This window comes from Micromonospora sp. IBSANI012 (genome assembly GCF_052814045.1).
The window spans coordinates 2,210,029-2,221,194 of record NZ_CP199933.1; the positions used below are offsets into that span (position 1 = coordinate 2,210,029).

Genomic DNA, 11,166 nt, shown 5'->3' on the forward strand with positions numbered 1-11,166 from the left:
GTGAGGGTGATGTCGGGAGGAATGGTGGGTCTGCGTTGGGAGCACAACGTGGAGGTCACGGTGTCTCCGGACGGGTGGCTGATCCTGCACCGGCAGCCGACCGCCGTCACGTACCGGTACCCGCCCTTCGTCACGGTCTCCTGGATCTCGCTGCAACGGCACGGCGGTGACCTCAACCTGGCCGCGGACGAGGTGGCCACCAGCTGGGAGGCGGACCGCGCGGAGATCATCGTGGTCATCGGCCGGTGGCTCGACGAGCTGCGCGACGCCGGCCTGGTGCGCGAGGACTGACCCCGCCGGTGACCGCCGCTTCCGGTGCCCGCCGGGCCGGCCCCCACGGTGCCGACGCGGTGCGAGGCGGCGCCGACCCGGTCGGCGGCGACGGCGGCGCCCCGGTCAGTGGCATCGTGAGGCCCAGGCACCCGGCGCCCGGTAGTCCGCCGCCGGGGACCACGACGCCTCGGCGCGCCGACGGCCGGGGGCGGTATCCCGAGCGGCGCGCAGCGCGCACATCAGGGCGACCGTGGCCGCCGCGAGCTCCTCCTCGGTGGGCGCGCCCCGGACCACCACCAGTCGGGGGACGCCCGCCGCGTCGAACTCCTCCGCCGCGGTCACGTCGGCGGGTTCCCGTGCTTGCGCCCCGGCAGCTGCACCCGCTTGGCCCGCAGCGTCTCCAGCGCCCCGACCAGCACCGCGCGCGTCTCGGCCGGGTCGATGACGTCGTCCACCAGGCCGCGCTCGGCCGCGTAGTAGGGATGCATCAGCTCCTGCTCGTACTGCTTGATCCGCTGCCGGCGGGCCACCTCCGGGTCGGGCGCCGCCGCGATCTCGCGGCGGAACACCACGTTGGCCGCGCTCTCCGCGCCCATCACCGCGATCTCGTTGCTCGGCCAGGCGAACGACAGGTCCGCGCCGATCGACCGGGAATCCATCACGATGTACGCCCCGCCGTACGCCTTGCGCAGGATCACCTGGATCCGGGGCACGGTCGCCGAGCAGTACGCGTACAGCAGCTGGGCGCCGTGCCGGATGATCCCGCTGTGCTCCTGCGCCGTGCCGGGCAGGAAGCCGGGCACGTCGACCAGGGTCACCAGCGGGATGCTGAAGGCGTCGCAGGTCTGCACGAAGCGGGCCGCCTTGGCCGACGCCAGGCCGTCGAGGGCGCCGGCGAGCATCCGGGGCTGGTTGGCGACGATGCCGACCACGTGCCCGTCCAGCCGGGCCAGGCCGCAGACGATGTTGCGGGCCCAGGAGGCGTGCACCTCGAGCAGGTCCCCGTCGTCGACGATCTCCCCGATCACCTCGCGCATGTCGTACGAGCCGCGGGGGTCGGCGGGCACCAGGTCGAGCAGGCGCGGGCAGCGGCGGTCCGGCGGGTCCCCGGTGGGCTGTACCGGCGGCAGCTCCCGGTTGTTGGACGGCAGCAGCGAGAGCAGGTGCCGGACCTCGGCCAGGCACTCCGCCTCGGTGTCGTGCACGAACGAGACGGTGCCGGTGACCGAGGCGTGCACCTCGGCGCCGCCGAGCTGTTCGTGTGTCACGGTTTCGCCCGTCACCGCCTGCACCACGTCCGGCCCGGTGAGGTAGAGCTGGGCCACGTTGCGGACGGCGAAGACGAAGTCGGTCAGCGCCGGGGAGTACGCCGCGCCGCCGGCGCAGGGCCCGAGCATCACGCTGATCTGGGGGATCACCCCGGACGCCTGCACGTTGCGGCGGAAGATGCCGCCGTACCCGGCCAGGGCGGTGACGCCCTCCTGGATGCGGGCACCCGCGCCGTCGCCGAGGCAGACCAGGGGCGCGCCGGCCGACTCCGCCATGTCCATGATCTTGTGGATCTTCTCGGCGTGGGCCTCGCCCAGCGAGCCGCCGAAGATCCGGAAGTCGTGCGCGTACGCGAAGACCGTCCGGCCGTCGACCTTGCCCCAGCCGGTCACCACGCCGTCCGTGTGCGGGCGGCGGTCCTCCAGCCCGAACCCGGCGGCCCGGTGCCGGCGTAACTGCTCGATCTCCCGGAACGTGCCTTCGTCGAAGAGCAGGTCGAGCCGTTCCCGGACGGTGAGTTTGCCCTTGGCGTGCTGCTGCGCCGAGGCGCGGGGCCCCGGGCCGGCGACGGCCGTGGCCTTGACGGAATGCAGCTCGGCCACCCGGGACCCGAGGTCGGAATGCGGTTTGTCCACCATGCGTCGTCGCCCCTCACGCTCGCCGACGCCGACCCGCGTCAACCGGCTGGTCGGGCTCTCACGTAACCACCGGCGACGGCGGCACGAACAGAACGGCCGCCCCCTAACCCGGGCGCCGGATCCCCTAGCCGCCCGCCCGAGAACCCCAGGGCTATCGACATTTCCGCAGCTGAAACCGGGTGAGAGCGCTTCTTGCCAGCTGATCGGACACTCTGCCGAAGTGCTTGACGCTGTTCCGCCGTACTGCTTAGCATGTACGCGTGGGGCATACGCAGAAGCGTGCCCCGCGTGGTGGGGCACCTTTGGAAATGGCCGTCAGGCCCGATGAGCGACGAGGTCTTGTCCCCGTCCCAGGCGGACGACGCCGGGATCTCCGTGCCCTGGACGATGAAATCGGCATAGACGGGCATAGAAGGGTTTCGGCTCAATGAGCGATTCTGTCGGGCTACTGGCCAAATTGCCGAGTGGTCGGCGTTCCAAGTGGGCCATCCTCGCGTTGTGGATAGTCCTCGCCGTCGTGCTCGGCCCGCTCTTCGGCAAGATCGAGGACTACGAGGACCGGACTCCGTCCGGCAGCCTCCCGCGCGGCGCCGAGTCGACCGCCGTCATGGAGGAGTTGGACAAGTACCGCTCCGCCTCCGAGGCCGTCCCGGTGGTCGCCGTCTACACCCGCGAGTCCGGGATCCAGGACGCCGATCGCAGCAAGGTGGAGGCCGACCGTACGGCGTTCGCGAAGTTCGCCGACGGCGGCGCGGCCATCCAGCCGGCCATCCCGTCCCAGGACGGCAAGGCGCTCATGCTGGTGGTGCCGCTCACCCGCGACGACGTCGAGATCGACTTCGCGGTCAAGGACCTGCGCACCGCCGCCCAGGCCGGCGCCCCGGCCGGGCTGGACGTCGACCTCGGTGGCCCCGGCGGCCTGCTCAACGACTACACGCAGTCGTTCGAGAACCTCGACGTCAACCTGATGATCGCCACCAGCTCGATCGTCATCGTGCTGCTCCTGCTGATCTACCGCAGCCCGTTCCTCTGGATCTTCCCCCTGCTGGCTGTCGGCTTCGCCAGCGCGCTCACCCAGGGCGTGGCGTACCTGCTCGCCAAACACGCCGGGCTGCCGGTCAACCCGGCCAGCTCCAGCCTGCTGATGATCCTGCTGTTCGGCGTCGGCACCGACTACGCGCTGCTGCTCATCGCCCGCTACCGCGAGGAGTTGCGCCGGCACGCCGACAAGCATCTGGCCATGGGCATCGCGCTGCGCCGCTCGGGCCCGGCGATCCTCGCCTCCGCCGCGACCGTCGTGGTCGGCCTGGCCTGCCTCGCCCTGGCCGACATGCAGAGCGCCCGCAGCCTCGGCCTGGTCGGCGCCACCGGTGTGCTCTGCGCGTACCTGGCGATGGTCACCATCCTGCCGGCGCTGCTGGTGATCGCCGGCCGGTGGGTGTTCTGGCCGTTCGTGCCGAAGTTCGGCCAGGAGGCACGGGCCGGGCGCGGGTTCTGGTCCCGGATCGGCATGGCCGTCGGCCGCCACCCCCGGGTGGTCTGGCTCGGCTGCCTGATCGTGATCGGCGGCCTCGCCGTCAGCGCGCTGGACATCAAGATGGGGCTGGCCCAGACCGAGGTGTTCCAGACCAAGCCCCAGTCGGTCACCGCGCAGGAGAAGCTCGCCCGGCACTTCCCGTCCGGCGCGTCCGACCCGGCCATCCTCGTCGCCGACGCCTCGGCGGCCGGGCCGGTCAAGGCCGCAGCCGCCGGCGTGGAAGGCACGACGGTCGGCCAGGAGTCGCCCAGCCCCGACGGCAAGCGGGTCATCATCGACGTGGTGCTCCGGGACGCGCCCGACAGCGACGCGGCGAAGGAGACCATCGACGAGATCCGGGACGCGGTGCACGCCGTACCCGGGGCCAACGCGAAGGTCGGCGGCACCACCGCGGAGACCCTGGACATCGACCGGGCCTCCAGCCGGGACGCCCGGGTGGTCATCCCGGTCGTCCTCGCGGTGATCCTGCTGTTCCTGATCATCCTGCTCCGCGCCCTGGTGGCGCCGCTGGTCCTGCTCGGCACGGTGGTGGCGTCCTACTTCGCCGCGCTGGGCGCGTCGCACCTGCTCTTCAAGCACGTGTTCGGGCACGAGGGGACGGCCTGGCAGTTGCCGCTGGTCAGCTTCGTCTTCCTCGCGGCACTCGGCGTCGACTACAACATCTTCCTGATGACGCGGGTGCACGAGGAGGCCGCGCGACACGGCCATGCCGAAGGCGTACGCCGTGGTCTGTCCACCACCGGCAGCGTCATCACCTCGGCCGGCATCGTGCTGGCGGCGACGTTCGCGGTCTTCGCCTCCATGCCGGTGGTCGACATGATCCAGTTCGGTGTGGTCGTCGCGGTGGGCGTCCTGCTCGACGCCTTCCTGGTGCGGACGCTGCTGGTGCCGGCGCTCTCCTTCGACATCGGCCGGGCGAGCTGGTGGCCCGGGCGCCTCTACCGGGACCTCGGCAAGCAGGCCTCCGCGCCGGTCAGCCCCGGCGTGCCGGGGCCGGTGCGGGCCAGCAAGTAGCCACCGGGCGGGGCGGGTCTCTGGGCCCGCCCCGGCCCTTGGGTGGGCTGGGCGCTCTGCCGTGGGCGGTGGTCGCCGGCGTTGGCCGGGGACCGTGACCTGGGGTGAGGCGGCACCGAGCCCGGGCAGCACGTGCGATTCGCTCTGGCGGCGCGCCCGACGATCTCGTCGGGCGCGCCGCTTCGTCGCTTCCCGAGAGCCTTCCCTGCCGCATGGCAGGGCCGCTGTCGCCGCGCCATACGTGGTGGGGCACGGTTTGCGGCCTGTTGGTGGGGCGCGGTCTGCGGTGTGTCGCGGCGACGACCGGCCAGGGTGCCGCGACTTGCCGCAAAGCGGGGGAGACCTCGTCCACGCTGCACCGTCGGGCGTCGGGGCGCTGCCTCCCGGTGGGGCGCGGTTTGCGGTGTGTTGCGGTGACGGTCGACCGGGACGGCGCGACATGCCGCAAAGCGGGGGAGCTCTTGTCCGCGCCGCACCGTCCGGGCGATCGGGGAGTCGCGGGCCGTCGAGCGCTCGGCGTCGCCGTAGTCAGCTCAGGGCGAGCTGACGGCAGGGCAGCAGGCCCTTGGCGAACGTGCGCGCCAGGTCGAGCTGGTGGCAGGGCAGCCAGCCCGGGGTGGCTCGTCCCGGTGGGCGGGGGCCGTCGGCGAGTGTGGGCGGCGAACATCGGTACCGCTCCGACGCCCATCGGACCGCCGCCCGCGTCCCACGGCACCACCGGATCGACGTGACGCAACGAGGCTCGGGCCGCCGTCGTTGTCCCGGACGCGCCCGGATCTGCGGGGATGTGGGCCGGGCCACCTGTCGGGAACCGGCCAGGTCGAGAGGCGCAGACGAGGGTGGCGACGGGCCGGCGGGTCGTCCCGAGGTCGCGTCTCGGATCGCCGTTCGGCCGTGAGGACAAGCCGGACGGCCAGCGCGGAAGGCCTGTCGTCCCGGCTCGTCGACGCGTCCCGCCCGGTCAGGGAAGGTCACGGTCAGGTCACACAACCGCTGTCGGGTGACGACGGGCCGGCGGCCGGTGTGAGTGCCCGGCGGGTGCGGCCCGGCAGGAGCCGACCGGACCTGCGCGAATACCGAGATCCCGCCCTCGCCGATCACCGAAAAATGAACGATAAGTTGCCGTATCAAGTAACCGTTGGTGACATTTGAAGATGGCTCACATCGTTCCTGATTGATTAGCGGGGCAAACGCGGCGGCGTGATCAGTCGCATTAAAAATGGGACACCCCGGCGAACTGGACATTCTGCAATTGGCCCGGATCGGATCGCCGACAGAACCGCCTGACCAGGGCCTTGTGCCCGATCTGTGCTAAAGCGGGTGGACTAGCATCACCGTCGATCTGTGGATATGATACGCCGCAACGTGGCTACCAGTGCTGGAGCGTTTCGACTACTACGCTACTTAGGGGTATGCAAACGTGGCGACCATGGGATATGAGGGGGCCCTGTCGCTGTTGCAAGGGCTCCTTCGCCAATGCGACGGCTCAAGCGGTCGACTGGCGCTCGTCGAGGGGGGACTCGCCAGCGGTAAAACATTTCTGCTCCATCAATTTTCGCGTTACGCGGTGGAGACGGGGGCGTTACTTCTCACTGGTACGGCATCACGGGCGGAGCAGTCGGTGCCGCTCGGAGTGGTCGATCAGTTGTTCCGCAGTGCCGACCTGGTGGACGCGCTACCCGAACGGGCCGCCCGGCTCATCGGTTCGGCCGATGCGGGTGACCAGGACGGGGGATGGTCGGACCCGCTGGCGGAGCCGGATGCTCGATCGGGCTGGATGCGTGAGTTCTGCGGAGTGCTGCTGGGCCTGGCCCGGGAGCGCACCCTCGTGATCGTGATCGACGATCTGCAGTTCGCCGATTCCGCCTCGCTGCGGCTGTTGTTGTCGCTGCAGCGACGGATGGATGCGGCCCGAATGCTGCTCGTCCTGAGCAAGTGGCACCGACGCCGGCCGACCCTGCCGCTTTTCTACACGGAACTGACCCGCCAGCCGCACGAGAGCATCAGGTTGTCGGCGTTGACCGTGTCGGACATCGCCGATCTGCTCACCGAGAAATGGGGAAAGACGGCGCCCGAGTCCGTGGCCCAGGAATACCACGACCTGACAAACGGTAATCGACTGTTGGTCCACGCGCTGCTCGACGACAATGCGGCGGACGCCGGGATCGAGGACGGGGCCACGCCCGTCGTCGGTGACGGATATGCCCACGCCGTGCTGGCCGGCCTGCACCGGTGGGACGCGCAGCTGCTGGACGTGGCCGCCGCGGCCGCGGTACTGAACGAGCGTTCGGATCCGGCCCTGATCGGCCGTCTTCTCGGAATGCGGAACGAAACCGCCGAGGAGATCGTCGGAATACTGACCGAGGCGGGCATACTGCGGGACTGCCGCATGCGCCATCCGCTGGGCGCGGCCACGGTGCTGGAGAGCATGACCCCGGCGGAACGGTCCGCCGTCCACGTCCGCGCCGCCGACCTGCTCCACCAGCAGGGCGCGCCGGCGGCCGAGGTCGGGCGGCACCTGCTCAACGCCGAGCAGGTGCCCGCCGACTGGGCGGTCGGGGTGCTGCGTACCGCGGCCGACCAGGCGCTGGCCGCGGACGACCCGGACCTGGCGGTGCGCTGCCTGGAGCTCGCGCTCTCCGGCTGCACCGACCGCAAGGAACGGATCGCCATCATGCACGCGCTCACCGGCGCGCTCTGGCGACGGAACCCGTCGGCCACCCTGGCGTACCTGCCCTGTCTGCAGGGCGCGGTGCAGGACGGGGAACTGCACGGGCCGGACGCGGCGGCGGTGATCCGCTACAGCCTGTGGAACGGCGACGAGGACGCGGCGGCCCGGGCCGCCACGGCGCTCGGCGCGTCCGCCGATCCGATCGACGCGCAGACGGCGGCCGAGCTGGCCGTCAGCTTCCACTGGTTCCTCGGTCCGGCGCGGGGGCGCCTGTCCGAGTTCGGGCCCACCGGCACCACCCACCCGAGGGACCTCTGGGCGGACGCGGCGCAGCGACTCACCTCGCTCTGGGGCCGGGGCGGCGGGGAGGCCGCCACCACCAGTGCCGAGCAGATCCTGCGCAGCTGCCAGATCGGTGAGACCCCGCTGGAGGTGGTGGCCGCGGCGGTGCTCGCGGTGCAGCGCGGCAACAAGCCGGAGCTGGCCCGCACCTGGTGCGAACGGCTGATGCGGCAGGCCGCCGAGCGCGGCGAGGTCACCTGGCAGGCGGTGCTCTCATCGCTGGCCGGCAGCATCGCCTACCGGCGCGGCGACCTGGTCAACGCGATCCGGCACGCCGAGCAGGCGCTGGCCCTGCTGCCGGAGAAGGGCTGGGGGGTCCTGATCGGTCAGCCGCGCGCCACCCTGATCGTCGCGCGCACCGCCCGGGGCGAGCTCCGGGAGGCGGCCGAGGTGCTCCAGGCGCCGGTGCCCGACTCGATGTTCGGCACCGTCTTCAGCCTGCCGTACCTGCGGGCGCGGGGGCAGTTCCACCTGGCCACCGACCGGGTGCTGGCCGCCGGACGGGACTTCCAGCTGTGCGGCCGGCTGATGCGCGAATGGGACGTGGACGTGCCGGCGTTGATCCCGTGGCGCAGCGACCTGGCCGAGGTGAACCTGCGGCTGGGCCGCTCCGTCGAGGCCCGGGACCTGCTCACCCAGCAACTGGAGCGGGCGCGCGCGGCCGACGTCCGGGTGCGGGGCATCTCGCTGCGGGTGCTCGCCGCCGCCAGCGAGCCGGCGCAGCGTCCGACGCTGCTGCGGCAGAGCGTGGAGTGCCTCCAGGCGGCCGACGACCGGCTGGAGCTGTCCAAGGCGCTGACCGCGTTCAGCGTCGTCCGGCAGCAGCTCGGCGAGTTCGACCGGGCCCGGGTGCTGGCCCGGCGGGCCGCGCAGGTGGCCCAGGCGGGTGCGACCGGGCCGGCCGTCCCCGCCGACGGGGACCGACCGGTCGAGCCGCCCGCGCTGGTGGGCCGCTGGCACGACCGGGAGAAGGAGGGCCGGCACGTGCTCAGCGAGGCCGAGCGTCGGGTGGCGAAGCTGGCCGCGTTGGGGCACACCAACCGGGAGATCAGCCAGACGTTGTACATCACCGTCAGCACCGTCGAGCAGCACCTGACGCGGGTCTACCGCAAGCTCGGCATCACCCGGCGCACCGACCTGCCGGCCGAGCACGAGCTGCGCAAGCGGCTCTCGGAGTCCCGTGGCGAGGGGGCCACCGGGCTGCTCCACGCCGGGCAGGACTGGGAGGAACTGGCCGGCTGAGGGGACCGCGCCCGTCTGGAGCACCCGGGACCGTGCTCCGGGCGGGCGCCTCGCTGTACGGACACACCACGGCGTCCCGACCGGAGCGGTCGGGACGCCGTCGTATGTCCACAGGGTCACCGCAGCCGTCGACCGCAAGGCCGGCCGGCGGCCGCGTACGTCAGGGGGCGCTAGGGGTTTCCGCGGGTACGGGCCTGCACCAGCATTGCCTCACACGGGCGTCACGGGTCAGTGGCCGACCCGGGCCTCGGTCACCTGGCCCGTGACGCCCAACGTGGTGAGGCTCGCCCAGATCGTGCCCGGGGTGGCGAAGTTTTCCAGGCTCAGCAGGTCGTCGACGAACCGCACCCGGTACGTCGACTCCAGGTCGGAGATCAGCTCCACCGTGGCCATCGAGTCCAGGCCGAAGTCGCGCAGCGGGGTGTCCTCGGTGAGGGTGTCGGTCGGCGACAGGAAGGCCAGGTAACCCCGCAGGATCCCCTCGAACCGTTCGTCCAGCATGGGTCACTCCGAATCTGTCGGAACCGGTGTCGGCGGTGACCTCGATACAAGTACCTGCCCGTGCGGCCGACAACCCCTGTCGCCCCTTACTGTTGGAGCACCGGATGGTAGACGTGGACGGTCCCGCCCTGTCGGCGCGTTTCCTTCGCGGCCTGGCGGCCAACCCCACCGGCACGGCCCTGCGGGTCGGATCCCGCGCCGTGAGTTACGAGGAACTGCACGAGCTGGCGCTGGCCCGGGCCGGGGCCCTGCGCGCCGCCGGGGACCAGCCGCCGGAGGCGGTCGCGGTGCTTACCGGCAAGAGCGTCGAGGCGTACGCGGGAATCCTGGCCGTGCTGTACGCCGGCGCCACGGTCGTACCGTTGCACGCCGGCTTCCCGGTCTCGCGGACCCGGCGGATGCTGGAGGTCTCCGGCGCGACCGCCGTGGTGGCCGACGAGGCCGGCCTGGCCACCCTCGGCGAGCTGGCCGGCGCCGGGCTGGAGCTGCCGGTGCTCGCGCCCGGCCTGGACGCCGACGCGGTGCCCGGCGCGGCGCGCATCCCGCTCGGCGACCGGCCCCTCGACGCGCCGCTGCCGGTCACCGCGTCGCAGGTGGCCTACGTGCTGTTCACCTCCGGCTCCACCGGCCGGCCCAAGGGCGTGCCGATCACCTACGGCATGACCGACCACTACTTCCGGCTGGTGGACCGGCACTACGACTTCGACACCACGGACGTCTTCTCGCAGACCTTCGACCTGAACTTCGACTGCGCGGCGTTCGACATGTTCTGCGCCTGGGGGGCCGGGGCGGCCGTGCAGCCGGTGCCCGCGCCGGCCTACCGGGACCTGCCCGGCTTCCTCGCCGAGCGTGCGGTGACCGTCTGGTTCTCCGCGCCGAGCGCGATCACCCTGATCCGCCGGCTGGGTGGCCTGCGCCCCGGCGGCATGTCCGGGCTGCGCTGGAGCCTGTTCGCGGGAGAGGCGCTGCGCGCGGCGGACGTGGCCGACTGGCACGCCGCCGCCCACCGGTCCACGGTGGCCAACATCTACGGCCCCACCGAGCTGACCCTCACCATCACCGGCCACCGCTGGTCACCGGAGACCTCGCCGGGGCTCTGCGTCAACGGGCTGGTGCCGATCGGGCACCTGCACGAGGGGCACGACGCCCTGCTGCGGACCCCCGACGGGGAACTGTCCGACCACGAGGGTGAGCTCTGCGTCACCGGCCCGCAGATGACCCCCGGCTACCTCGACCCCGCCGACGACGAGGGACGGTTCCTCGACCATGACGGGCGCCGCTGGTACCGCACCGGCGACCGGGTGCGCCGGCTGGCCAACGGGGAACTCATCTACCTCGGCCGGTGGGACGCCCAGGTGCAGGTCAACGGCTGGCGGATCGAGCTGGCCGAGATCGAGCACGCGCTCGGCGGCTGCCCCGGCGTACGGGACGCGGTGGCGGTCACCCGGACCGTCGACGGGCTGGTGGAGATCGTCGTCTACTACACCGGCGAGCAGGTGCCCGCCGCCCAGCTCGCCAAGCAGCTCGCCGAGATCCTGCCGAAGGGGATGCTGCCCCGCCGGTACACCCACCTCGACGAGTTCCCGCTGAACTCCAACCGGAAGATCGATCGCGGCCGGCTGGCCCGGGAGGCGGCGAGCTGATCGGCCGGCCCCGATCGGCACCGGTAGGGGCTGGTA

The 11,166-nt window shown here is 72.0% G+C and carries 7 protein-coding genes; 4 read left to right on the forward strand and 3 right to left on the reverse strand.

Annotated elements, in window-relative coordinates; all coding sequences use genetic code 11:
- Positions 1 to 24 precede the first annotated feature (24 nt).
- Positions 25 to 291 (forward strand): hypothetical protein, encoded by a 267-nt coding sequence (locus tag ACTWM8_RS10375; protein ID WP_157746089.1) that lies wholly within the window; start codon positions 25 to 27, stop codon positions 289 to 291.
- Positions 292 to 396: 105 nt separating this feature from the next.
- On the opposite strand, the gene ACTWM8_RS10380 is transcribed toward ACTWM8_RS10375, so the two are convergent.
- Both ACTWM8_RS10380 and ACTWM8_RS10385 read right to left on the reverse strand, forming a co-directional pair.
- Complete coding sequence (locus ACTWM8_RS10380) at positions 397 to 615, reverse strand: acyl-CoA carboxylase epsilon subunit (protein WP_446213622.1); 219 nt, start codon at positions 613 to 615, stop codon at positions 397 to 399.
- Positions 612 to 2,180, reverse strand: coding sequence for an acyl-CoA carboxylase subunit beta (locus ACTWM8_RS10385; protein ID WP_435820588.1), 1,569 nt, complete (start codon positions 2,178 to 2,180; stop codon positions 612 to 614). Before ACTWM8_RS10385 ends, ACTWM8_RS10380 begins: the two co-directional genes overlap by 4 nt.
- A 427-nt stretch (positions 2,181 to 2,607) precedes the next feature.
- Between ACTWM8_RS10385 and ACTWM8_RS10390 the strand changes: the two genes are divergently transcribed.
- Together ACTWM8_RS10390 and ACTWM8_RS10395 are read left to right on the forward strand one after the other, a co-directional pair.
- A complete protein-coding gene (locus tag ACTWM8_RS10390; RefSeq protein WP_446213623.1) occupies positions 2,608 to 4,731 on the forward strand; it encodes an MMPL family transporter in 2,124 nt (707 codons plus the stop codon).
- A 1,429-nt stretch (positions 4,732 to 6,160) separates the two neighbouring features.
- On the forward strand, positions 6,161 to 8,986 hold the full coding sequence (locus ACTWM8_RS10395) for an AAA family ATPase (protein WP_446214517.1): 2,826 nt from the start codon (positions 6,161 to 6,163) through the stop codon (positions 8,984 to 8,986).
- 228 nt (positions 8,987 to 9,214) lie between these two features.
- On the opposite strand, the gene ACTWM8_RS10400 is transcribed toward ACTWM8_RS10395, so the two are convergent.
- On the reverse strand, positions 9,215 to 9,487 hold the full coding sequence (locus ACTWM8_RS10400) for an acyl carrier protein (RefSeq protein WP_446213624.1): 273 nt from the start codon (positions 9,485 to 9,487) through the stop codon (positions 9,215 to 9,217).
- 104 nt (positions 9,488 to 9,591) lie between these two features.
- On the opposite strand from ACTWM8_RS10400, the gene ACTWM8_RS10405 reads away from it, so the two are divergent.
- The gene (locus tag ACTWM8_RS10405) at positions 9,592 to 11,130 is read left to right on the forward strand and encodes an AMP-binding protein (protein WP_446213625.1); all 1,539 of its coding nucleotides are present in this window, start codon (positions 9,592 to 9,594) and stop codon (positions 11,128 to 11,130) included.
- Positions 11,131 to 11,166: the final 36 nt, after the last annotated feature.

What these genes read in the sequence shown, in the direction of transcription:
- ACTWM8_RS10385 (WP_435820588.1), bottom strand. Translation starts at nt 2,180, where the DNA reads ATGGTGGACAAACCGCATTCCGACCTCGGGTCCCGGGTGGCCGAGCTG.
- ACTWM8_RS10390 (WP_446213623.1), top strand. Translation starts at nt 2,608, where the DNA reads ATGAGCGATTCTGTCGGGCTACTGGCCAAATTGCCGAGTGGTCGGCGT.
- ACTWM8_RS10400 (WP_446213624.1), bottom strand. Translation starts at nt 9,487, where the DNA reads ATGCTGGACGAACGGTTCGAGGGGATCCTGCGGGGTTACCTGGCCTTC.
- ACTWM8_RS10395 (WP_446214517.1), top strand. Translation starts at nt 6,161, where the DNA reads ATGGGATATGAGGGGGCCCTGTCGCTGTTGCAAGGGCTCCTTCGCCAA.
- ACTWM8_RS10405 (WP_446213625.1), top strand. Translation starts at nt 9,592, where the DNA reads ATGGTAGACGTGGACGGTCCCGCCCTGTCGGCGCGTTTCCTTCGCGGC.